Source organism: Acidovorax sp., assembly GCF_046339755.1.
Lineage (GTDB): Bacteria > Pseudomonadota > Gammaproteobacteria > Burkholderiales > Burkholderiaceae_C > Acidovorax.
Map to the genome: position 1 here is coordinate 1 of NZ_JBKDTZ010000029.1, position 22,551 is coordinate 22,551.

Annotated in this window: 26 protein-coding genes and 2 pseudogenes; 19 read left to right on the top strand and 9 right to left on the bottom strand. The window is 61.7% G+C overall.

The annotated features are described in order from the left end of the window. The first annotated feature begins 596 nt into the window (after positions 1-596). The gene (gene glgC / locus ACK59X_RS02475; RefSeq protein ID WP_409954875.1) at positions 597-1,913 is read left to right on the top strand and encodes a glucose-1-phosphate adenylyltransferase; all 1,317 of its coding nucleotides are present in this window, start codon (positions 597-599) and stop codon (positions 1,911-1,913) included. 74 nt (positions 1,914-1,987) lie between these two features. Here glgC and ACK59X_RS02480 read toward each other — a convergent pair whose 3' ends face one another. Together ACK59X_RS02480 and ACK59X_RS02485 are read right to left on the bottom strand one after the other, a co-directional pair. Then, positions 1,988-2,323: a hypothetical protein gene (locus ACK59X_RS02480; RefSeq protein WP_409954877.1), complete on the bottom strand. Its 336-nt coding sequence runs from the start codon at positions 2,321-2,323 to the stop codon at positions 1,988-1,990. A gap of 56 nt (positions 2,324-2,379) precedes the next feature. Continuing rightward, the gene (locus ACK59X_RS02485; protein ID WP_409954879.1) at positions 2,380-4,791 is read right to left on the bottom strand and encodes a catalase; all 2,412 of its coding nucleotides are present in this window, start codon (positions 4,789-4,791) and stop codon (positions 2,380-2,382) included. Between the two features lie 475 nt (positions 4,792-5,266). On the opposite strand from ACK59X_RS02485, the gene ACK59X_RS02490 reads away from it, so the two are divergent. The 7 genes and pseudogenes from ACK59X_RS02490 to ACK59X_RS02520 all read left to right on the top strand — a co-directional run bounded on the left by ACK59X_RS02490 (position 5,267) and on the right by ACK59X_RS02520 (position 10,395). Then, a complete protein-coding gene (locus tag ACK59X_RS02490; RefSeq protein WP_409954881.1) occupies positions 5,267-5,599 on the top strand; it encodes a hypothetical protein in 333 nt (110 codons plus the stop codon). Positions 5,600-5,763: 164 nt separating this feature from the next. Then, positions 5,764-5,997 carry a hypothetical protein gene (locus ACK59X_RS02495; RefSeq protein ID WP_409954882.1) on the top strand — a complete coding sequence of 78 codons (234 nt, stop codon included), beginning with the start codon at positions 5,764-5,766 and terminating at the stop codon, positions 5,995-5,997. Between the two features lie 391 nt (positions 5,998-6,388). Continuing rightward, positions 6,389-6,871, top strand: coding sequence for a LuxR C-terminal-related transcriptional regulator (locus ACK59X_RS02500; RefSeq protein WP_409954883.1), 483 nt, complete (start codon positions 6,389-6,391; stop codon positions 6,869-6,871). A 210-nt stretch (positions 6,872-7,081) separates the two neighbouring features. Further along, positions 7,082-7,279, top strand: a complete 198-nt coding sequence (locus ACK59X_RS02505) for a hypothetical protein (protein WP_409954884.1) — start codon at positions 7,082-7,084, stop codon at positions 7,277-7,279. Positions 7,280-7,326: 47 nt separating this feature from the next. Further along, positions 7,327-8,469 carry a DUF72 domain-containing protein gene (locus tag ACK59X_RS02510; RefSeq protein ID WP_409954886.1) on the top strand — a complete coding sequence of 381 codons (1,143 nt, stop codon included), beginning with the start codon at positions 7,327-7,329 and terminating at the stop codon, positions 8,467-8,469. A gap of 96 nt (positions 8,470-8,565) precedes the next feature. After that, positions 8,566-9,564: a hypothetical protein gene (locus tag ACK59X_RS02515; RefSeq protein ID WP_409954888.1), complete on the top strand. Its 999-nt coding sequence runs from the start codon at positions 8,566-8,568 to the stop codon at positions 9,562-9,564. Positions 9,565-9,752: 188 nt separating this feature from the next. Beyond that, a pseudogene (locus ACK59X_RS02520) lies at positions 9,753-10,395 on the top strand (DNA-3-methyladenine glycosylase). A gap of 17 nt (positions 10,396-10,412) precedes the next feature. Here ACK59X_RS02520 and ACK59X_RS02525 read toward each other — a convergent pair. The 5 genes from ACK59X_RS02525 to ACK59X_RS02545 form a co-directional block, all read right to left on the bottom strand. Further along, on the bottom strand, positions 10,413-11,432 hold the full coding sequence (locus ACK59X_RS02525; RefSeq protein ID WP_409954890.1) for a patatin-like phospholipase family protein: 1,020 nt from the start codon (positions 11,430-11,432) through the stop codon (positions 10,413-10,415). Positions 11,433-11,495: 63 nt separating this feature from the next. Next, a complete protein-coding gene (locus ACK59X_RS02530; RefSeq protein WP_409954892.1) occupies positions 11,496-12,038 on the bottom strand; it encodes a TPM domain-containing protein in 543 nt (180 codons plus the stop codon). Between the two features lie 2 nt (positions 12,039-12,040). Next, positions 12,041-12,991, bottom strand: a complete 951-nt coding sequence (locus tag ACK59X_RS02535; protein ID WP_409954933.1) for a TPM domain-containing protein — start codon at positions 12,989-12,991, stop codon at positions 12,041-12,043. 11 nt (positions 12,992-13,002) lie between these two features. Further along, the gene (locus ACK59X_RS02540; protein WP_409954893.1) at positions 13,003-13,614 is read right to left on the bottom strand and encodes a LemA family protein; all 612 of its coding nucleotides are present in this window, start codon (positions 13,612-13,614) and stop codon (positions 13,003-13,005) included. Between the two features lie 108 nt (positions 13,615-13,722). Then, positions 13,723-14,514, bottom strand: coding sequence for an alpha/beta fold hydrolase (locus ACK59X_RS02545; protein WP_409954895.1), 792 nt, complete (start codon positions 14,512-14,514; stop codon positions 13,723-13,725). Positions 14,515-15,037: 523 nt separating this feature from the next. Between ACK59X_RS02545 and ACK59X_RS02550 the strand changes: the two genes are divergently transcribed. From ACK59X_RS02550 to ACK59X_RS02585, 8 genes and pseudogenes are all read left to right on the top strand, one after another. Next, positions 15,038-15,235 (top strand): hypothetical protein, encoded by a 198-nt coding sequence (locus ACK59X_RS02550; protein ID WP_409954897.1) that lies wholly within the window; start codon positions 15,038-15,040, stop codon positions 15,233-15,235. Positions 15,236-15,322: 87 nt separating this feature from the next. Then, positions 15,323-15,607 (top strand): annotated as a pseudogene (locus ACK59X_RS02555) (flavodoxin family protein); the annotation flags it as partial. Between the two features lie 80 nt (positions 15,608-15,687). Beyond that, complete coding sequence (locus ACK59X_RS02560; RefSeq protein WP_409954935.1) at positions 15,688-15,939, top strand: hypothetical protein; 252 nt, start codon at positions 15,688-15,690, stop codon at positions 15,937-15,939. A 168-nt stretch (positions 15,940-16,107) separates the two neighbouring features. After that, positions 16,108-16,365, top strand: a complete 258-nt coding sequence (locus tag ACK59X_RS02565; RefSeq protein ID WP_409954898.1) for a hypothetical protein — start codon at positions 16,108-16,110, stop codon at positions 16,363-16,365. Continuing rightward, a complete protein-coding gene (locus tag ACK59X_RS02570; protein WP_409954900.1) occupies positions 16,365-16,610 on the top strand; it encodes a hypothetical protein in 246 nt (81 codons plus the stop codon). The genes ACK59X_RS02565 and ACK59X_RS02570 overlap by 1 nt, the downstream gene beginning before the upstream one ends. Before the next feature lies 1 nt (position 16,611). Continuing rightward, positions 16,612-17,205, top strand: coding sequence for a cysteine hydrolase family protein (locus ACK59X_RS02575; RefSeq protein WP_409954902.1), 594 nt, complete (start codon positions 16,612-16,614; stop codon positions 17,203-17,205). Between the two features lie 124 nt (positions 17,206-17,329). Beyond that, positions 17,330-17,803 carry a DUF421 domain-containing protein gene (locus ACK59X_RS02580; protein ID WP_409954904.1) on the top strand — a complete coding sequence of 158 codons (474 nt, stop codon included), beginning with the start codon at positions 17,330-17,332 and terminating at the stop codon, positions 17,801-17,803. A 104-nt stretch (positions 17,804-17,907) separates the two neighbouring features. Then, the gene (locus ACK59X_RS02585) at positions 17,908-18,786 is read left to right on the top strand and encodes a glucose 1-dehydrogenase (protein WP_409954906.1); all 879 of its coding nucleotides are present in this window, start codon (positions 17,908-17,910) and stop codon (positions 18,784-18,786) included. Between the two features lie 242 nt (positions 18,787-19,028). On the opposite strand, the gene ACK59X_RS02590 is transcribed toward ACK59X_RS02585, so the two are convergent. Both ACK59X_RS02590 and ACK59X_RS02595 read right to left on the bottom strand, forming a co-directional pair. Next, positions 19,029-19,571, bottom strand: coding sequence for a low affinity iron permease family protein (locus ACK59X_RS02590; RefSeq protein ID WP_409954908.1), 543 nt, complete (start codon positions 19,569-19,571; stop codon positions 19,029-19,031). A gap of 50 nt (positions 19,572-19,621) precedes the next feature. Then, positions 19,622-19,969, bottom strand: a complete 348-nt coding sequence (locus ACK59X_RS02595) for a hypothetical protein (protein ID WP_409954910.1) — start codon at positions 19,967-19,969, stop codon at positions 19,622-19,624. 133 nt (positions 19,970-20,102) lie between these two features. Here ACK59X_RS02595 and ACK59X_RS02600 point away from each other — a divergent pair, with 133 nt between their 5' ends. From ACK59X_RS02600 to ACK59X_RS02610, 3 genes are all read left to right on the top strand, one after another. Continuing rightward, positions 20,103-21,014, top strand: coding sequence for a Ku protein (locus ACK59X_RS02600; protein ID WP_409954912.1), 912 nt, complete (start codon positions 20,103-20,105; stop codon positions 21,012-21,014). A gap of 125 nt (positions 21,015-21,139) precedes the next feature. Next, on the top strand, positions 21,140-21,622 hold the full coding sequence (locus ACK59X_RS02605; protein WP_409954913.1) for a hypothetical protein: 483 nt from the start codon (positions 21,140-21,142) through the stop codon (positions 21,620-21,622). Positions 21,623-21,838: 216 nt separating this feature from the next. Continuing rightward, a complete protein-coding gene (locus ACK59X_RS02610) occupies positions 21,839-22,471 on the top strand; it encodes a response regulator (protein WP_409954915.1) in 633 nt (210 codons plus the stop codon). Positions 22,472-22,551: the final 80 nt, after the last annotated feature.

The following is a 22,551-nucleotide window of genomic DNA, read 5'->3' on the forward strand; positions in this document are numbered from 1 at the left end:
CTACCGGTGATGCAGGTAGAGTGCGACAAGCTGTGGTTCTACAGGCAACCCGCATTGGAAGGTTTCGATCCGGAGTGACAAAAAAGCGCCCGCACGAGGCGGGCGCAGAGAGGGACAGACCGGGAGGTGCAAGCCCGGCGAAGTCATACTCAACCCGATTTCTCTGCCATATGTAGGACCATCCCGCGCTCGCTTCATGCGGTGGTTTGCAAGTGATTGGCGTTAAAGCGTTGCGCCGATGCGCAGCAGCGTCCCCATTTCCACAGCCGAACCACAATGAAGCGCAGGCCGCATTCATAGCTACCAGAAGTGGAGCATCCAGGCGCCTCAGTAGATGATGCACCCGACAAAGAGCCCACTGCTGGACCTTGCACACAACGTAGAACTAAACCGGCTAGCTGAGCTTGCGGAAATGCGGTCCCAGCCGCACTTAAGGTCGGTCAGTGGGGTGATTCTGGTACCTCGATCAGGGGTTGGGGGCATTCCTGATGTGAGTTATGACCTACATGAAAGCGCGTTGCCGTCTTTCCGGGCAAGGCTGTTTGCGCGCAGCAGTATCACAGCGGCGCAGCGTACCAACACACCGAGTTTCTACCGTGACCTCCTCGAGAAATCACATATTGGCGATCGTCATGGCAGGGGGCGAAGGCTCCCGTCTGCACCCTTTGACGGAAGCGCGCTGTAAGCCAGCAGTCCCCTTCAACGGTAAGCACCGCATCGTGGACTTCGTTCTGTCCAACCTGGTCAACTCGGAGATCTACTCGATCTATCTGCTGGTGCAGTACAAGTCGCAGTCGCTGATCGAGCACATCCGCAGTTCCTGGACCATGACGCGCTTCATCCCCCAGCACTTCGTGACCGTGGTGCCGCCGCAGATGAACAATGGGCCCGAGTGGTTCCAGGGCACGGCCGACTCGGTGTACCAGAACATCCACCTGATCGAGTCGTTCCAGCCCGACATCGTGGCCGTGTTCGGGGCCGACCACATCTACCGCATGGATGTGCGCCAGATGGTGGACTTTCACCGCGCCAGCCAGGCCCACGTGAGCGTGGCCACTTTGCCGGTACCGCTGTCGCAGTGCAACCAGTTCGGCATCGTTGAGGTGGATTCGCACCACCGCATCGGCAACTTCGTGGAAAAGCCCCAGAGCGCGCGCCCTATGCCCGGTAGCCGAACACACGCGCTGGCTTCAATGGGCAACTATCTGTTCAATGCTGACGTGCTGCTCGACGCGCTGAGAAAGGCCAATGCCACGGGCCACCACGACTTTGGCCGCGATATCTTGCCCACCATGTTGAAGTCGCATCGCTTGATGGCGTATGACTTCACTACGAACGAGGTGCCCGGCACGGCAGCCTACGAGGAGCACGCTTACTGGCGCGACGTGGGCACCATCGATGCCTACTTCGACGCGCATTTCGACACCCTGGGTGCCACGCCTCGCTTTCGCATGACCAACCGCGAATGGCCAATCTATGCCAGCTCGGAGCAGGCAGAGTCTGCTCAGATCGAAGAGGGAATGGTCAGGCGTTCCATAGTGGGCTCTGGATGCGTAGTCGATGGTGCGAACCTGGACCACGCCATGCTGCGCCGCTCGGTGATGGTGGAGCGCGATGCGCAGCTAGAGCACTGCATCGTGATGGAGCGCTCCCGCATTGGCCGCGGCGCCCATGTTCGCAGGGCCATCATCGACCAGGACAACGACATTCCGCCGGGCGAACGCATTGGGCTTGATCCGGAGCGGGACCGCGAACGTTTCTTGGTCACAGAGAGCGGTGTCGTCGTGGTGCCACGCCGGTTCTTCACTGGCCAGGGATCACAGCCATTGGACTCGGGAAGTGAGGGGACCGGTGCGGTGCTGCCAAACCCTGACCTGCGTGGCGGGGAGGCAGTCCCCGCAGAGCCCTTCTAACGACCAAGCAAACGGTGGCGCGATGCCTTGCGGCGCCCCGTAACCCTGGCGCTGGGAAAGTCGGCTTGCCGCCCCTAGCCAGCACCGCCAGGCGGATTCCGGCGGTTGGCTGCGTAAAGGATATGGAGGTGCAGCTTTTGCATGTCGTCGCGGTACAAGGTGATGTCATCAGCAGACAGCACGCTTCCCATGGTGTCCATCTGGTCCATGAAATGGCTGGACAGTACGGCCGGCTCGGGGTGCGACTCGATGAGGGCCTGGGCCAGGGCAATCACCGCCGCCATGGCCGAGTGGCTTCGTTGCACTTGGCCCGCCAGCTTGCCCAGTAGCTGCGTTTGCTGCGCGAGCAGCTTCTCCACGGCTTCGAGGCGATCGCGGTCGGTTCGTGCTGCTTCAAAGGGAGCGGTCATGGTGGCGTCCCCGGGCAGCGATGGCGGTGTTGCCTTCGCTGCCTGGAACAGTCCTGTTACACCAATGGAGGGTCCGTCTCGCGCTCGGGATGTCGGTGGCGCGCGATGCCCTGAATGAACGCCTTGAAGTCTGCGGGCGCGGCCCCCATGAACATGCCGGGATCGGGGTCGCCAGAAGGCAGCGTTGCTGGAATCTGGGCCTTGAGCATCAACGCTGCAGAGGCTGGCATGACCAGGATGGTCTTGCAGTGGCGGTGCTGGTCCTTGATGAATTCCATGGTGTGACCATCGGCGGCCAACATCTGCACGCCTTCTTCACCATCGGGGAGGGCGAGCGCATCGAACAGGAAGCCGGGCTCGTTTTCCAGCGATGCGTCGGCGTTGATGGGCACTTGGTCGGCAGTGCTCACCGGTCCGATACGCGGGGCCACGAAACGGGGTACGGCTCCCTGGGCAAACAGGGCTTGGTGCAAGTCCGCTGCGCTCTGGCCCACGATGCCATCGGCCACCAGGATGGCGACCTTGCGGCCCTGGATGCTGCCGTCGCCGGGGCGTGCGAGCAGTGACAGGGCGGGAGAGGTGGCGATCTCGGGCTTGGGCGGCTTGGCCAGTGCGCGGGGCATGGCTTCAGGCAACTCCTTAATGCCAAGACCCGCAGCCACCTGGGCGGCAAGATCTTCTGAAGCGTTGCGCAGCGAGGCGACCATGCGCTCGCGGATGGCAGGCACAGTGACCTTACTCAGCTCGAAGCGGAAAGCCGCCGCGATGTGGGCCTGCTCTACCGGGGTCTGGCTGTTGAAGAACAACGTGGCCTGGGTGTAGTGGTCGGCAAACTTCTCGGGCTTGACGCGCACCTTGCCCTGGGCTTCCTTGGCCTCGATGCGGGCGGGAACCGAGACAAAGCCCTGCGCCGCACCGGCTTGGAAGGGACAGCCGCCGGCCAGAGAATTGGGCTCGTAGGCAACCTTGCCGCGGTGGATGGCCTGGCGGTGCATGCCATCGCGCTGGTTGTTGTGCACGGGGGCGATGGGCGAGTTGATGGGCAGCTCGTGGAAGTTGGGGCCGCCAAGGCGTGAGATCTGCGTGTCCACGTAAGAGTGGATGCGTCCTGCCAGCAGCGGGTCGTTCGAGAAATCGATGCCTGGCACCACATGCGCGGTGCAGAAGGCCACCTGCTCGGTCTCTGCAAAGAAGTTGTCGGGGTTGCGGTTGAGCACCATTCGGCCGATGGGGCGGATGGGCACCAGTTCTTCGGGGATGATCTTGGTGGCGTCGAGGATGTCGAAGCTGAACTGCTCGGCTTGCTCTTCGGTGAACACCTGCACCCCCAGTTCGTATTCGGGGTAGGCACCTGCCTCGATACGCTCCCACAGATCGCGGCGGTGGTAGTCGGGGTCGGCCCCGGAGATCTTGACCGCCTCGTCCCACACCAGCGAATGCGTGCCCGCCTTCGGGTTCCAGTGGAACTTGACGAATACCGACTCGCCCGCCGCATTCACGAAGCGGACGGGGTGCACGCCAAAGCCCTGCATGGTGGCATAGCTGCGCGGGATGCCGCGATCCGACATGGCCCACATCAGCATGTGCGTGGACTCGGGCATCAACGAGACGAAATCCCAGAAAGTGTCGTGCGCGCTGGCGGCCTGCGGCATGGCATGGTGCGGCTCGGGTTTCACGGCGTGCACCAAGTCCGGAAACTTCATCGCATCCTGGATGAAGAACACCGGCATGTTGTTGCCCACCAAATCCCAGTTGCCCTCGTCGGTGTAGAACTTGACCGCGAAGCCGCGCACGTCGCGCGCCGTGTCCTTGGAGCCTCGCTCGCCCTGCACGGTAGAAAAGCGCACAAACACCGGGGTGATCTTGCCAGCCTCCTGGAAGGGTGCGGCACGCGTGAGATCGGTCAGCGGCTCGTAGCACTCAAAGAAGCCGTGGGCGCCCGAACCGCGCGCATGGACGATGCGCTCTGGGATGCGCTCATGGTCGAAGTGCGTGATCTTCTCGCGCAGAATGAAGTCCTCAAGCAGCACGGGGCCGCGCTCGCCGTACTTGAGCGAGTTCTGGTTGTCGGCGATTGGCACCCCTTGGTTGGTGGTGAGCACTTGTCCGGCCGAGTCGACGCGCACGCGGTCCAGCGGCGCTATGGCGGCGTTGACGCCTTCAGCAGCCACGCTGCCGGTCTTGGCCGAGCCGTTGGCCTCGGACAAGGTGCTGGCGCCCGGCAGGCGCGATGCGGGCTCGGCGGTGGCACCGGTCGCCGGGTTCACACCGTTCTTGAAGCCGTGCTCGCCTGCCTTGTTGGGGTTGTAGGGCCGTGCGGCTGCCAAGTCGTTGGTCTGTTGGGCCCTTGCGGATGCCAGGTCATCCGCCGCGGCTACCGTTGAGGGGCCGCTGTCCGTATTGCGCGATGCGGCCGCAGCAGCGGAGGAAGGGGGGCTGGCGACGGGAGGCTTTGCAGATTTGGGCATGGTCTACTTTCCGTGGGTCGTTGGGTTGGCGAACCGCAAGCCTAAGGATGTGCTGCAAAAGTTTTGTAGGACATTCGCGCGTCCACCCGGTCGCATCGCCCCTCTCATCGCCCCTCTCGCTGGTTTCCCTCCTCGTCTTGGCTACGCGTTGGCTGCGTGTATGAGGCACAGCCTCACTCGCTAGCAACCCTCGCCTCCAGTTACACCCGAGGCGGTTTGCCTACTGGGTCGGCAGCCTCGTTTTAAGCTTCGTCAGCAAACGGTCTGACGCTGCCTTGCTCAGGTGCAGGCGGCGAGGCCGGCTGCTCTGTGCTAAGCCATAAATCACCCGCTGCGCTGGACAGTTCGTCAGGCACACGGTGCCGAGGGTGATCTTTGGGATCGGTGGGAGCCATATTTACTCCCTGTGATTGAGCTGGCATTTGGCGAGGTGGGCTCTGAAAGCACGATATGAGGCCGTGCGAACAGCAGCAACGTGCAGGCAACTATTCGTGTCGGCATCTTCGGTGACTTCCCTTTGCAGCAAATGATGACAGTCTGCTGCGGGGACAACTCGACAATGAGTTCATCAAAATGCTGGAGCTTCCCGATGCAAACATCAATATCGGTTCCCAAGGCCAAGGTGGACGAGGCCGAGCGCAAAATCGGCGCAGTGCTGGATGATCTTGAACAAAAGACTTCGTCCGAAGTGCAAGACGTGGATCTTGAAAACGTCGTCGAGGACGATCCCGCCACTGGTCGCCCCACCGTGCATGAAGCTGTTGATATCGAAGTTCTACCTCGCCCTAAACGCAAGTGGCTGAAGTGACTTCTGAAACGTTTTCACGCCATCACGCTTAAGTGGACCCAAGCAGAGTGTCACAGAGCCCAGAAGCGTACCCCGTCACGCCAGATGGCAGGTACTTCGTTGTGCGCGGTAGATTATGGCGAAAGTCAGATCCAGCGTTGTCCGCAGATATTAGAGGAGCTCTGGTGAAACAATTGATGGAAGCCCGCCGAAGTTTGCGGGGAACGCCAACCGATGAAGCACGCGAACAAACGCGCAAGAATGTCAACGATGCCAAACGCGCTCTCGGCGAACGGGGAGCCGTATGGTGGACGGACGGCGCTCCCGATTTCAACCGCACGCTGGTGAAGGACAGTCCCTATGCAGGTTGGTTCGATGGCTTAAATGGAGAAGTGGTGGCAGAACGGGACGCCACCTGACATGTGGGTCGGATCAAACTGGTTGGAAGTGCAGGGCCTGGGGCACAACGCAGTAACGCCTTGGCACACGCGGTGGGAATGCCGAACGCACGGTCGCGGAACAAGTGCGCTTTGATTGCTTCGAATCCTACGCGGAGCATCGGCACTGCTTTTTAAGCTTTAGATATGCATGACGCGCTGCGAGCAGACCCTTCGCAGCCGCAAGGAGCAACAGAGGGTCGCCGGAGTTGAGGTGCAGGAAATGATCAGAATTGGGATAGTGCATGATCATCCAGTCACCCGGAGCGGGTTGAAAGAATTCCTTTGCTCACACGACGATCTTTCGGTAGTCGCAGAAGCGGCAGATGGATGTGGAGTGGTCGATCTCGTGCGTGACCGCTAGGTAGACGTATTGATCCTGGATATCACCATGCCAAACTTCAACGGAATCGATGCGCTTGCGGCGCTTGCATCGAGCGAGCCAGGCGTAGGCGTCCTAATGTACTCAGGCTTGCCGGAGGAAAATTTTGCGCTGAGCATGTTGCACAAAGGGGCGGACGGCTATCTGAACAAGGAATGCGAGCCTGAGCAGATTGTCGATGCCATCCGCACGATCGCGAACAGCCGGCAGTATGTGTCTCCAACGTTGGACTACATCCTGCAGCAGCATCTCTTAACTGCTCAAGAAGGGCATCCGCATGAACAACTGTCTGCGCGAGAGTTGCAGGTGTTTATCCGTCTTGCTAAGGAAGAGAGCCTTTCAGAGATCGGAAATTCCCTAGGTTTAAGCGAGAAGACGGTTGCTGGATATCGTCAACGGACGCTCGCCAAGCTGAAGCTGACAAGCGACAGCGAGTTGATTTACTACGCAGTCAAATACAACCTGGTTGACTAAGTTGCGTGGGCCGGATTGTCTCCATGGGGCTGACTGGGGATGGGCAGCCGGGACATCTGAGGGCAGCATGGTGAATACGCCTCTTGCCGCCATCACAAGCGTACCATCGGGCTCTTCTCGCGAAAATAACTCAGTCCATCAGTTCGCGTCCTACGATGAGTGATCAAGGTCTGCTCTCCAATAAGGCATTCCCAAAAGTAGGAGTGCATGATGGATTCAATAAACAAGCGACAAGCAGAAGACACTCACCACCACCTCAACGGTGCGGATGCGGTCGCTCGAATTCGCGAGATGGCAGAAGATGCAGGATCTTGTTTCTTCTGCACAAATGCGCCGCAAGGCGATACGCGCGGCACTCGGCCGATGGGCGTAGAAAAAGTCGATGAAGCAGGCACTTTTGGTTTCTGAGCGCATCAGACAGCCACAAAAATCACGAGATCGAAGCCGATCCACAGGTGCGAATTTTTATGCAAGGTTCCAAACATTCTGGTTTTCTTGCTCTGGATGGAACAGCGAAGATTCATCGTGATCAGACCTTGATCGAAGAGTTGTGGGACCCCATCATGAAGACCTGGTTCACAGAAGGCAAAGACGATGCTCGGATAACGGTGATCGAATTCGTTCCGGAGGCAGGTTATTACTGGGACAACAAGCATGGAAACTTGGTGGCCGCGACGAGGATGATCCTGGGCGCCGCGATAGGTAGAACACTCGACGATTCCATCGAGGGGCGAGGCCTCTGGCCCCGTTGTTGCCCTCGATGGCCGACCATACCCCCCTTGATGTCCCGAACAGCAAGCAGCCCGAAACACGCAAGCCGCAACATCGCCGCATCGTTGCTGCTTGGAACTGCTGGGTGGGGCCTGCCGCGTGCCAGTCAGCATCGATTTGCCTCTGCAGACCCCGCAGATAGCCATTTAAAGCGCTACGCGCGGAGCCTGCCGGCTGTAGAGATCAATTCTTCGTTCTACCGACCGCACCAGCGGACCACGTACGAACACTGGGCAGCAACCACGCCACCCGCCTTTCGCTTCAGTGCCAAGCTGCCGCGTAGCATCACGCATACGGCGGGCTTGAGGGACAGCGAATCCTTGTTACAGGCTTTTCTGGAACAGGTCTACGGTCTAGGCGAGCGGTTGGGTTGTCTGTTGGTCCAGCTACCACCCAGCCTGTCGCTGGACATTGCAACGGCTAACGACTTTTTCGGCATCCTACGACGGTTGCATGGCGAGGGGGGCGTCGCCGTAGAGCCACGTCACGCCAGTTGGTTCTCGCCGCAAGGAGATGCGCTCCTGGCCCACTGGCAAGTCGCCCGCGTGCTGGCCGATCCGGTGCTGCACGATCCTGGGCGAATTCCGGGCGGCTGGTCCGGACTGGTGTACTGCCGACTGCACGGGTCCCCTCGGGTGTACTACTCGGCCTACGATACCGCGCTGATCGATGCCCTTGCGCACCGTTTGGTTGCCGCAGCACATGAAGCTGAAAGCGTATGGTGCATCTTCGACAACACCGCGAGCGGCGCTGCTGCGGAAAACGCACTCGACCTTGTATCGGCGTCGGTAGCCTGTGAGGCAATTACTAACATGGAGCCGCAGTAAGCAGGTGTTTCGCCTACGTCGAGACGCACCAAAACGGCACACGCCGTGTGGTGCGCGCTGCCTACCCTTGGGTCATCTCAACAGGAGGCAAATACCATGACCACCACCGCCTATGAACCGGGCTCCGACAGACTGGTCGCAGAACCGTTGGAGGGGGAAGTTTCTCTGCGAAACGCCAGTGGCGTCAGTTGGGCGGCCATCCTCGCTGGTGCCGCAGGTGCCGCATCGCTGTCGCTCATCCTGCTGTTGCTGGGCACTGGTCTCGGGCTGTCATCCGTGTCGCCATGGGCGCAGTCGGGCATCGCAGCCACCACCTTCGGCATCTCAACGATCCTGTGGATCACGTTCACGCAGATTGCTGCGTCCGGCATGGGTGGGTACTTGGCTGGGCGCTTGCGTGTGAAGTGGGTTGGGGTGCACACCGATGAAACCTATTTCCGCGACACGGCCCACGGATTCCTCGCTTGGTCCGTGTCGACGTTGGTAACGGCGGCCATGCTGACATCGGCGATCGGGTCCATCGTGGGCAGCGGAGTGCAGGCGGGTGCGGCATTGGCGGGCGGCGCAGCCACTACCGCAGCCGCTGCTGGTACTGGCGCGGCAGCAGCGGCTGCTGGTCAGGCATCGCAGAGTGATTCTTCGCCGAGCTACCTGGTGGACTCGCTGTTCCGCAAGACAGTGGCCGCGACCGATCCGGCAGTGCCTTCGTCGGCCTCTGTGTCATCGGATGCCGCAGGTGCCCAGTCCCCTGCCACTCCCCAGTCTACCTCCCCCTACACCGCCGAAGTGGCACGCATCTTCGTCAATAGCCTGGGCGCCGGCGCCCCGCTGCCCGCAGATGATGTGAAATACGTCGGCCAGGTGGTGACGCAGCGCACCGGCATCTCACAGCAAGATGCCGAAAAACGTGTGGCCGACACTTTCACCAAGGCCCAGGCCAAGCTGACCGAAGCCAAGGCCAAAGCTACCGAGGCGGCAGACACGGCTCGCAAGGCCTCGGCCTACGGCGCGCTGTGGCTGTTCGTTTCGCTGCTGGTTGGTGCATTCGTCGCCAGCTTCGCCGCCACGTTCGGCGGCCGTCATCGCTATCTGTAAGCCTCACGACCAACCCCCAAGGAGTTCTCCATGCGCTCGCTGCTTTTGTTGTTCCTCGGCGTTCCCATTCCGATCATCATCCTGATCGCGATTTTCTTCCGCTGACCAGCAGGAGAGCCTTCGGGCTCTCTTTTTTTGGAGCGCGGTGGGGCCTATGCGTCGCTTCTGCAAATATCTGTCCCCAGCCGTTGTATGAGTTCCCTGAACCTCTCGAAGAGATCGCCGTGATCGACATCAACGCGCCGCCGCAGGTGGTGGCGCGCAGGCTCCTAGGGGGTGACTCTGTTGTGGATGGAGTGGGCGGTCGGATCGTGGAGACCGAAGCTTATGACCAGGAGGACCCCGCTTCCCACACATTCGGAGGGCTCACTGCGCGCAATGCGGCGATGGTTGGGCCACCCGGCTGCGCGTATCTGTATCGCTCGTACGGGCTGCATTGGTGCCTGAACGACGTGTGCATGGAGGCAGGCCATGGCGCGGGCGTGCTGCTGCGGGCGCCGGAGCCTACTCACGGAATCGACACCATGCGCTCGCGCCGCAGCCTGCAGGATGTGAGGCTTCTTTGCGCAGGTCCTGGGCGGTTGGCACAGGCACTGGGAATCGATGGGACGGCGAATGGCCTGCCATTGCACATGCCCCCCCTTCGCGCTACTTCTACCAAAATCCCCCTTCATACGGGAAGGCGCGGATTGCCTGCCTGATGAGGTGGTAACTGGGCCGCGCATCGACATCTCCAAAGCGGTGGGCGTGCCTTGGCGCTTCGGGCTCAAGGGATCGCGGTACCTTAGCCGCGCGTTTGCCGCGCCACTTGTGTTATCGAGCGATGGGTAGTTGCAGGGCGAGCCTCGTCAAGGTGCAGTTGAGGACAATTCCATGTCCGGCTGCTGTGTGTAGGGACGAAGGTAGCGCGCTGAGATGTCCACAGTCGATTCCAGCCAGGCATCGCACGCCTGCCTGCCGTCTTGGCGCAGCATTTCGAACAGAACGCGCCCCACGGTGCGTTTGATCGAAGGCTCGGTCGCAAGCAGTCCTGCAGGTCGATCGGGCAGGCTCAACACGTGCATGCGAATATCATCCTCAGGCACGGTGCGGTTGATCAATTCCAGCGACCTCAGCTCCGATACCAGTCCATTGATCGACGCTGCTTCATTGATGCGGTTCAGGATGTTTTTGGCCGAAAGAGGTGTCTCCGCGCGGTGCAGCGGGGTCAGCTCTACGAGCAGGATGTCCGTGTCGAGCTGGCTCTCGTACAGTGGCCACAGGGAAGGGTTGGCGGCGTAGCTGCCGTCCCAATAGCTCTCACCATCGATCTCGATCGCTTGATAGGACAGTGGTGCGCAAGCGGATGCGAGGATTGCCTCGATGCTCATCTCTTCAGGCTCGAACACGCGGCCGCTACCGCTTTGCACGTGCAGGGCATTGACGAAGAGCCGAGGTGCCGCGCTCGTATCGCGCAGCAGCGTCTCATCCACAACAGTGTTGAGGATGTAGCGCAGCGGCGCCATGCCGACTGGGTTGGTTTGGTAGGGAGATAGGATGGGTAGGGCATCGTCCCAAATTCCCATGCCTGGCTTGCGCATTGGCAGCAGAAGAAAAGTCATGAGTGAGCCCGCCTGCGCCAGTTGCTCCCAAAGCATTGAAAGGTGCTCCTTTGCGCTTGAGCGGCCGCCGCGCGCCATGCCGGTGGCGAGCGCGGCTCCGTTGAGCGCGCCGGCACTGGTGCCACTGATGCTGCCGATGTCGATGTGCTCTTCTTCGAGCAGGCGGTCCAGAACGCCCCAGGTGAACGCCCCCTGCGTGCCACCGCCCTGCAGTGCGAGATTTAGTCGTACCCTGCCAGCTGGTGCGCGTCGTGTGGTCTTTGACATGGAGCCTCTCGAGAAGAAATTGTGGCCTGAAGGATTGGCGCAGGCGTGCCGACCAAGTGCCCGTTATCCGTTTGTCCATCCGACGACGGGGGCGTCAGGCAATTCGTTGACTCTGAGAGCATCAGTCTCATCTCGGCCGAAATGCTTTACAAGCTGTGCAGTCACGCTATCGACCGCCTGGGTCAGGCCTTGCTCAAAGTGTCCGCTGCGTAGATGCACAGCGAGTTGGGACACGACAGCCTCCCAGTCTCTCGGCTCCAAGCTGCGGGCCAAGCCGCGGTCTGCGACGATCTCGATGGCGTGCTCGGGCACCAGCAGGTAGATCAGCACCCCGTTGTTGTGCTCAGTGTCCCACACGCGCAGCTTGCTGAACAGCATGAGCGCACGCTCGCGGGCCGTGGCGTCGCGGTGAAGATAGCTCCAGGGCAACGCGCCTTCGGCGCAGATGCGGATCTGCCCGGTGTGAAGCTGCTCGCTGGCCGCCACGCGCGTCGAGAGCCGCGCCAGGGAGTCGTCGGGCAAAGCGCGCCGCACACCGCTTTCCTGCCAGCGGTGCAGGGCAAGGCGCCGCAGCGCTCGTAAGGATCGGGACAGGTCCAGGGCCATGCTCACCACCCGCCGGAGGCACCGCCGCCGCCAAAATTGCCTCCACCGCCAGAGTTGAAGCCGCCGCCCGAACCACCGCGCGAGCCGCCTGCGCCAAAGCCACCCCCGCCCAGGCCTCCAAGCCCGCCGAGCCCGCCGCCCCAGGGGATGCTGGAGCCGCCTTGGCGCAGAGTGGTCCGGCGGCCGGGGCCAGCCAACAGCGTGAACAGCAGGCCCGCAATGGCCGCCAGGCCCGCCAGCAGAGCGCTAGACGTGAGCACGAAGGCGCCCAGCCCGGCCGCACCGCCGGTGGCGAGCGAGCCGAACGCGTTGCCGAACATCGAGCGTGCAATCGGCCCGCCGATCAGCACACCCATCACGAGGATGATGGTTGCCTCGCCCCAGCCAAACCCCGAAACCATGCCTTGGCCTCGCGCTTGCGATGTCTGTGGTGCAGAAGGTTCTGGAAGCGGTTCGCGCGCAATCAGCGCACCTAGCTGTGTCACAGCAACCTGAAGGCCGCCGGCAAAGTCACCGGCGCGAAAGCGCGGTTGCAGCGTGCCGTCGATGATGCGCGCAGCCGCTATGTCGGGGACCGCGCCCTCCAGCGCCTTCGCCACCTCGATGCGCATCTTGCGATCATCCTTGGCGACCAGTACCAATACCCCGTCGCCCACATCCCGGCGCCCGATCTTCCACTGGTTGGCCACACGGTTGGCGTAGGAGGCAATGTCCTCTGGGGCGGTGGTGAGCACCATCAGTACGACGACTTGGCTGCCCTGGCTGGATTCGAGGGCGGCCAGTTGCGCCTCGAGCGCCGCGTGCTGTTCGGCGTTGAGCGTGGCGGTGCCGTCCACCACATGGCTGGTGAGGGCCGGCACCGGCTGCACGGGCGTTTGCGCCCCGGCGCAGAGCGCGCCCAGCAGGAGCGCGGCGGCGACAAGGTGGCGCCAGAAGGGCCTGACGAGCGACATGAGCCCGCCGATCACGGCTTTTTGGGGGTGGTAGAGAAATCCACCGTGGGCGGGGTGGAGATCTGCGACTCGTTGGGCACGGCCATCGGCGGCTTCGGTGCGTAGCTGAAGACCTTGGCCGTGAGGTTGGTGGGAAAGCTGCGTGCCAGGGTGTTGTACTGCTGTACCGTATCGATATAGCGGTTGCGCGCCACGGCGATGCGGTTTTCGGTACCCTCCAGCGTCACGCGCAGGTCGCGAAAGCCCTGATTCGCCTGCAAGGTCGGGTAGCGCTCGGACACCGCGATCAGTCGCGACAACGCGCTCGACAGTTCGCCCTGCGCGGCCTGGAACTTGCGCATGGCCTCGGGGTCGTTGAGGGTCTCGGGTGTCACCTGGATCGCGGTGGCCTGGGCCCGCGCCTGTACCACGCGGGTGAGCGTTTCCTGCTCGAAATTGGCCTCGCCCTTCACACTGGCGACGATGTTGGGCACCAACTCCGAACGGCGCTGGTACTGGTTGAGCACGTCACTCCATGCGGCTTTGGATTGTTCGTCCAGGCGTTGAAAGTCGTTGTAGCCGCAGCCGGAAAGAGCGAAAGCGGCAACCAAAGCCGCGAGGAATGCTGAAATTCGGTGGATCATGTTGACTACCGTGCACGAAGAGCGCGCAGCGGCGAGTCGAACATATTCGATTGAAGTTCCGAAAAGTGTAGGAAGGAGGCGCTTGTAGCAGCGGCGCCAAATCAGGAGCTACGCCACGGCCCACGTGCCAGGGCTGGCCGTTGTTAGGGTCTGGCCGGCATAGGCCCGCCAGGTGCCCGGCCGTTGGGCGAGGCGATCGGCCAGCACGCGTAACACTGCAGGGTTCCAGGGCATGCCGCAGTGGCTGCCTTCTACCTCGATGTTCTCCACGCGGCGGCGGTTGTCGTGCCCGCGATCCACGCAGGCCTGCCAAGCAACCACACCATCGCTGCGGCTGTAGATGGAGGTGGTGGGCACGGGCGGCGCGGCGCTCAGCAGGGCGCACAGATCCGGGTCGGTGGGCGGCACGCCGCCATTGAGCATGCGATAGAGCGAACCCACGTTGGTGTGCTCCGCCGTGCCAGCGAAAGGTGTTCCGATAGTGACAACCTGCCTTACACGCGTAGGCACCCGCTTGGCCACCTCACGGGCATATATGCCGCCCAAGCTCCAGCCCACCAAACTGATAGGGTCGGCATGCGACTCGGTCAGGTTCAGGATGCGCTGCGCCAGTGCCGCCAGCCATTCCTGCACGTCACCCTGCGGGCCCACGTTGAGTCCCATGCCCCAATCGAAGCAGTCGTACCCCAGCCGTTCGCAAAATGACTGCAGCGGACGGGTGACGACCCCGTTGGTGGCCAAGCCTGGAAAGATGACGACCGCATGCCGGTCGCCGCGAGGCAATGCCTGCTCGCTCATAACTTGGTAGGCAGCAAACTCCAGGGCAGCACGTACAGGCTCTGCCACCAGCAGGGCATATGACGGCGGGCGAGCAGGGGAAAAAGCCAGGGATGCAGGCATAGGAAAGCTCCAGTTCATTGCTGCCGATCTTGCGAACATCGCGGCCGCTGCAATGCAGCATTTCTCCACGAGATGGCGTGGGCCTTGTCTTACCTGCGACGGATGTTCGCCGGGCACACCCAAGAACATGCGACGGGGGCGCCTGTCCTACATCGTTTGACGCGTTTGAGCGTGAGGCTGGCGCCCTTGCCACTGCAGTTGAGCTTCTACCCACATCGCCAAGCGTGAGTCTTCCACGCTTTCGGCCGCCTACTACTTTTTGGTTGCGGCAGCATCGGCCACGCCGTGCAGGGCTTTTCAGACGACGTCGTGGCGATGGCGGGCATGGCCGCCAATTGGCGGCCGAAGCCATCTACGGCCAGGCCGAACGCTTCGACGTGTTTGCGCGCCTGCAGCACCGGCGGCTCCCTGAGGGCATTTCTACGCACGCCTGCTCTGGTGCTCGGCAGAGCCAGTGCATACCGAGCGTCCGGTACCCCCAGCATTGCAGCAAAGCGCACCATCTAACCAGGAGGACACCACCATGGCCATGCCTTTCACCACTCCGTTTACCCCCACCCCGTCTGATGCCGCGGCGGAGCTTTGGGCGGAACAGACCGGGCAGTCAGGCGAAGGCAGCGCGAAAGGGTTGAAGGACGCTCCCGAGGCGCGAAAGCCCCGCACGTGGTGGCAGAAGATCATGCACTCCTTCGACTACGGCAGTTCTGGCGAGCAGGGGTGAAAGCCGACACGCTGGCGCGCATGTCCTACACCACTCTCGAAAGGTTTGCGTGAGATTGACCCCTCGTCCATCACTTGCCGCTCTGCCATGCTTCGCGCTCTCACCATCAATTGCACGCTCAAGCGCAGCCAAGCTGCCTCGGAACCTTCTTCGACAGCACGCCTGCTGGCTGAACTGGCGGCCCAATGGGCGAAGCTCGAAGTTGATGTGGAAAGCGTGCGCGCAGTCGACCTCAACCTTTTGCCTGGTGTGACTTCCGACGAGGGACCTGGCGACGATTGGCCGGCCGTGCGGCGCAGCATCATGGCCGCCGACATCGTCGTTATCGGCACCCCGATCTGGCTGGGGCAACCTTCCAGCGTGTGCAAGCGCGTGCTGGAGCGCATGGATGCGTTCATTGCGGAAGCAGACAAGGAAACCGGCCACATGCCCGCCTACGCAAGGTGGGCGGCGTGGCCGCCGTCGGCAACGAAGATGGTGCGCACCATGTGTGCGCCGAGGTGTTCCAGGCCCTGGTGGACGTGGGCTTCACCGTGCCGGCCAGTGCATCCACCTACTGGGTTGGAGAGGCGATGGGCAGCGTCAACTACGTGGACCTGGAGCAAACGCCGAAGAAGACCATGGGCACCACGCACACCTTGGCAGTGCTGACGGCGCATTTGGCTGGCGCGCTCAAGGCACAGCCTTATCCGCCGGTGAAATAGTGGGCTACGGAGCGCAAGCGCATCGCACCATTGCTTTTCCCTAACGACATTGGAGCAGCAGAATGAGCAACCGCAAAGACATCGAGATCACCGATCCAGCGCAGCAGGCGCCATTACCCCAGCCTGAGCCATCGCGCCGGACCGGAAACGGACCGGGTCAGGAGCTTCATGACGGACACGAAACTGCCGGAGAGCCGCACCCCAGCCCAAGCGTGGGAGGCGCAATTGGCGCTGCGGCTGGAGCCGTGGCTGGCGCCGCAGCGGGTATTGTTGGCGGACCAGCGGGGATTGCAGCCGGTGCCGCCGCGGGTGCTGCGCTGGGCGGCGGCGCAGGCATTGCCAGTGCCTCCGAGGATTCCAAAGGATCCGGTACGGAAGGCAATGGCAAAGAAAGTCGCCGCGGCGACTGATTGGGAGAGTCGGTGATGGGTGATTGGATGGACTGGCTGCAGTGGCCTGCCTTCGCTGCCTCGGTGCTCGCGGCCTGGCTGGTGGCCTCGCGATCCGAGTCGCGCCGCAATGGCGGCTTCTGGGTCTTTCTGGCCAGCAATGCGCTGTGGGTGGCGTGGGGCCTGTACACACACGCCATCGCCCTGGTAGCACTGCAGTGCTGCCTTGCGGCGATGAACATCCGCGGACTGCATAAGACCGAAAGCGGCGACGGAGACTGAGGTGGTTACGCGCCGATCCTCCATTCTGTCGGGCGGGGCGTCTGCTCGCCTCAAGCCCAGCCCCACGGTACTGCTGCTGGTGGACTTCATCAACCCCATGCGCTTTCCCGGCGCTGAGGACCTTGTGCCGGATGCACTGGAGGCTGCACGTGCGACTGCTCGCCTCAAGCAGCGGCTGTCGCGACGCGGCGTCACAGCCATCTACGCCAACGACAACTACGGCATCTGGCGTTCCGAATTCAAGGACCTGCTGGCCGCTTGTATAGGGTTGCCCGGGGCGCGTGGCGAGATCGCTTCGCTGCTGGCGCCAGTTGAGGAGGATCTCACTCTGCTGAAGCCCTTGCACTCGGCCTTTCATTCCACTCCGCTTGACCACCTGCTGCGGCAGCTGCGAGCGCATCAGCTCATCATTGTGGGACTGGCGGCGGACATGTGCGTGCACCTCACAGCCATGGATGCCTACATGCGAGGGTACAAGGTCTGGGTTCCCGCAGACTGTACGGCAGCCGAGAACGACGAACTCAAGGCTTCCGCCTTACGGCAGATGGCGCAGGTGCTTAAGTGCTCCGTGCGAGCGAGTACCTCACGCCTTTGATCCGGCACTTTGGTCGATCCGTAACTGCGAGCCTCGCTACAGGCAGCTCTAACGCGGGCATGCGGCGAGGTCCTACAGCCGCGGCCATCGCACCCGAGGAAGCTGTCGCGCAAAGGAAAAGGCTATGTTCGATCTGCAAGCTGCTTGGTGGGAGTTGCCATTGCGTGCGCTCATCGTGTACGCGACCCTTCTCGTCTTTGTCCGTGTGTCAGGCCGACGCACCGTGGGCCAGTTCACGCCCTTCGACCTGCTGGTTGTCATGCTGCTGTCCGAAAGCGTTTCGGAGGGGCTGTCGGGCGGCGAGAAGTCCGTTACGGGTGGTCTTCTGTCGGCACTTACGCTAATCATTCTGAACATGGCGGTAGCGTTCTTCACCTCGCGCAGTAAAGGCGTGCAGGGACTTGTGGAGGGCAATGCCGCCCTGATCGGCAAGGACGGCAGATTGTTCCACGAGGTACTTCGCCGAGAGCGTGTCCCTTTGTCCGATGTCGAGCAAGCGCTGCGCGAAGCAGACTGCGACCTGTCGCAAATGAAGAAGGCGTTTCTCGAAGCCGACGGGAAGATCAGTATTCTCCAAAAAGCGGAGGGGGTCCAGTAGTGGACCAGCTTATCCCGCCAAGAGCTAGGCAAGGCCCAGCCTCCCGCCGTCCTGCATGCCTTCATCGGCTTGCCTGCAGAATTTTTTTACCATAGGAGTCTCGTATGCCCCTCGATCCCCGTTCCGCCGGTCCTCGCCCTCCGTTCGACAAGCAGCAGGCGTTGACGCCTCCGGGAGGCACCGCCGACATGCACCCCAAGCCCGACCATGGCGAGACCTCCTACATTGGCGCTGGCCGCCTCACTGGGCGCCGGGCTGTCATCACTGGCGGCGATAGCGGGATCGGCCGCGCGGTGGCCATCGCTTATGCGCGAGAAGGTGCGGACGTGCTGATCGCGCATCTGCCCGAGGAGGCGAAGGACGCTGAGGCCACGTTGGAGTTGGTGCGTGCCGAAGGCCGCAAGGCCGTATCGGTGGCTGGTGACATCCGCGAGGAAGCTCATTGCGAGCATGTGATTGACCAGGCGGTAAGCGAGTTGGGAGGCGTGGACATCCTTGTGAATAACGCTGCTTACCAGATGGCCCACGAAAGCCTGGACGAGATCACTGCGGAGGAGTTCGACCGAACGTTCCGCACCAACGTATATGCCACCTTCTACCTGAGTAAGTCTGCAGCGCGCCATATGCCGCCAGGTAGCTCCATCATTAACACCGTCTCCATCAACAGCGACAAGCCCAACAAGACCTTGGTGGCCTACGCCGCAACCAAGGGGGCCCTGCACAACCTCACGGGCGGCCTCGCCCAGCTCTTGGCGCCTAAGGGCATCCGCGTGAACTGTGTTGCCCCTGGCCCGATCTGGACCCCATTGATCCCGTCCACCCTCAAGCTCGAGAATGCGCAGAATTTCGGCAAGGATTCGCCTTTCGAGCGCCCTGGCCAGCCCTGCGAAGTGGCGCCTGCATTTGTACTGCTCGCCAGCGACCAGGCAAGCTACATGTCCGGCGCCACGCTGGCAGTCACTGGCGGAGTGCCGTTTCTGTGATGAAGGAAAAGAAGCGCTTGTCTCTTAGCGCTGTTTCGGGAATCGCCTGCCGAAAGTGATGTGGAGCAAGCGCTCAAAGGGTCACCAAACTGCAATGAAGACGTCCCCGCGCAAAGATCTCGTAGCTCTGCGCGGCCCTCCACAAGTGACGTCTCACTTTTGCTTTCCGTCCACATCTCGGTGCGAGCCGCTGCTGTGCAAAGCCGGTGGCCAAGGACGGCTGGTCGTCCCGAAGCTCGCGCCTATTGGCTGCGATGTCGCTGCGCCTCCATCCGAGTCACCGGCATTCCCTCCTCGTCGATGGAATGGGCTTCCTTCTGCCCGCCCATCGCCTTGGCTCGCCCTGCCAAGCGCACGTAGAAGTTGGCCACATCCCGCAAATCCTGTTCGTCCAGCTCTTCGATACCAATCATGCGATTACTGGCCTCGCGGTTCGCCGCAAGCAGCTCGTTCAGCTTTAGGTGGATCGCGACGCTGTCCTTGTTCTGGCTTTGCTGGATGAGAAAGACCATCAGGAAGGTCACGATCGTGGTGCCCGTGTTGATCACCAGTTGCCAGTTCTCAGAGAAGTGAAAAATGGGCCCCGCCAATGCCCAGATCAACACTACAGCAAGGGCGCCACAGAAGATGCCGGGCGATCCTGCCCAACGCGTCACCTTGGACGCGAAATGATCAAAACCGGTCTGCAATGCCGATCGGTCGGCATAGGACGGGCTGGTGGTGGTCGGCATCGAGCCCAAGGCGTCTGTGCCATCCTTGTCAAGTACGTGTGCCTGTTCGTTCATACGGCCTCTTTGCTTCAACGTTGCTTTTCCTACCTCGCCGCACAGCCTTCTCAGTTCGCGAGTCCAAATCCAAATGCGGAACGCCTCGTCACGTGGCCTAGGCCATCGTCGCGTGCTGCTGGATTATTCCCACGGACTTCCGATTTCTCACGACGCGCCAGCCTTGAAAGCCCCTCCTGCGCCGCATCGGATCGTGGCCCATGGTCCAAGTCGCGCACCATCGCCTCCAAGGCGACGAGTCCATCGGCCATCGCCTGCTTGTAGGTGGCAACACGCACCTTCCCTATTTCGATCTCACTCCATGTGTGATCCTGCGTAAGCTCGATCAAGACCCATCGGAAATCACCCACTCTCGGCTCGACGACATGCACGGCAAGATGGCGAAGTTCGGTTTTCATTGGTGAAGCGTAGAACCTACTTGCACGCTCTCACTAGTGTGTTGACCTACTGTTGACGTAAGCGCCGGCCTACACCGCTAATGTATTCTTGAACTCAGACTTTTGGCTTCTATCCGAACAAGAAGGACACGACATGGCAACGGGAAGCCGCACTCTCTGGAAGGGCGCGATTACATTTGGCCTGGTCCATATTCCCGTGGGCCTGCACACAGCCGCCACGACCGAGGGCGTGGACTTCGACTGGCTGGACAAACGCACCATGGATCCTGTGGGCTACAAGCGCGTAAACAAGCGCACCGGCAAGGAGATCGACAAGGACAACATCGTCAAAGGCGTGGAGTATGAGGATGGCAAGTACGTCATCATCAGCCCGGACGAAGTCGAGGCGGTGTTTCCCAAGACCACCCAGACCATCGAGATCGAACGCTTCATCGATGCCAACGAGATGCCTTTCATCTTCCTGGAGCGGCCGTACTTTGTCGCGCCCGTGAACAAGAGCGACAAGGTCTACTCGCTACTGCGCGAGACGCTTGTCGCCACTGGCAAGATCGGACTCGCCAAAGTGGTAATTGCCACCAAGCAGCACCTGGCCGCCCTGGTGCCCTCGGGCCCGGCCCTGATACTGAACCTGCTGCGTTGGGGCGACGAGGTCAAAACGCTCGATGCGCTGGACCTGCCCCCCGCGGGCAAGAAGAACGTGAGCGCGGCCGAACTCAAGATGGCCACGCAACTGGTCAAGGAAATGTCGGGCCCATGGAAGCCCGAAGATTTCAAGGACGAGTTTCGCATCCAGGTCATGAAGCTGGTCGAGAAGAAGGCCAAAGCGGGCGAAGGCAAGACTGTGCTGGAGCCGGAGGAGCAAGCACCTCAGTCTGGCGCGGAGGTCATCGACTTGACCGCGCTTCTCAAGCGCAGCCTGAAGGGCGGCAACAAGGCAACGTTCAAAGCTCCCGCGAAAACGGGTGCAGCAAAAAAAGCACCCGCCAAAAAAGCTGCCACCAAAACTGCAGCCAGGAAATCCGCCCCCCAGCGCAAGGCCGCGTAGCCAGTGCGCTGGCCGGCAATGCTGCAGCTGCGTGAATGTCCGCCGGCAATCGCGGGTTCCGGCTTCGGCGCTTGCCCCCGCGGCCTTGCGGTATGGCCTGACTGACACATCAAGGAAGCACGTTCATGAAAACTCCCGCATTGCTCTGGTCCGCACTCATTGGCGCAGTGGCCAGCGCCCGCTCCATGACACCTATGGCAACCTTGTCGGCCGCCAGGCTGCTGGGCCGCTCCACACCCGGCAGTCTGGCGCTGCTCGATCGGCCACTATTTAAATTCGGCGCCCTTGCAATGGGCGCCGGGGAGCTGGCGGGGGACAAGATGAAGACCGCGCCTGACAGAACGGTGTTCCTCGGCCTGTTGGCGCGGGTGGCCAGCGCCGGCATTGCCGGCGCCGCATTGGCTCCGCGCGGCCGCGAACCCGCAGGTGCAGCAACCGCAATCGCCACCGCCGTGCCGCTGGCCTATCTGACGCTGGACGCGCGAAAGCGTGCGATGCGGCATGTGGGACAGACGCGCAGCGGGCTGGTGGAAGATCTTCTGGTGGTGGCTGTGGGCATCGCAGTTGTAGCGCTTGCAGTGCGACATGGCAATGGTCGTTCGCGATGAACTAAGCTGCGCGTGGGCGCGGTGGCAGCAACGGAAGCGAATTCGCTCGCGGCGCACGATTCCGGATCGGGCGGCCAAGCGTGAAGTCGGGAAGAAGGATGACAAAGCCGCGACGATGCCCTGCCGAAAATGAGGCCGCCCCAGCTGCTGGACGCGCGCTCAAGCACCGACGGCGGGCCGCGCCAATTTTTAAATCACCTTTCCAGAGAGAGCTTCATGATCCGTGTGGGAATCGTTGACGACCATCAAATTGTCCGGTCAGGTCTGCGCCAATTTCTTTCGGACCACGTTGACATTCGAGTGGAGGGCGAGGCCTCCAACGGCCGCGAGGCCATCGACCTTATTCGCACCCACGACATTGATGTTCTCGTGATGGACTTGTCCATGCCAGGTCAGAGCGGCCTAGATGCCATGGGCATGTTGCGCGCAAAAGCCCCGGACATGGGCATCCTTATCCTGTCGGGATACCCCGAGGAGCAGTATGCGCTCAACCTCATTCGGCAAGGCGCTAGCGGCTACCTGAACAAGGATTGCGACCCGAAGCAGATTTTGGAGGCAATCCGTGTCATCGCGCTCGGCAAACGCTTCCTTACGCCAGCCGTCGCAGATCTGCTCGCGCAACAACTCCACCGCCCAAGCGATGCGCCACTGCACGAGCAGCTGTCGGATCGGGAAATGCAGGTCTTTCTCAAGCTCGCACGGGGGGCCACTGTGAGCGATATTGGACAAGCGCTCTCGCTCAGCGTCAAGACTGTGAGCACCTATCGCACGCGGCTGATGGAAAAACTCAACCTCGCATCGAACAGCGATCTTACTTACTACGCGCTCAAGCAGAACCTGATCGACTGACGAGGGCGGGGCTGGTAAATTCGCTGGCCAGGGCCAGGCTGCGCGGGTGAGCCGTACGGAGTAAATGCAGTCGATATTGT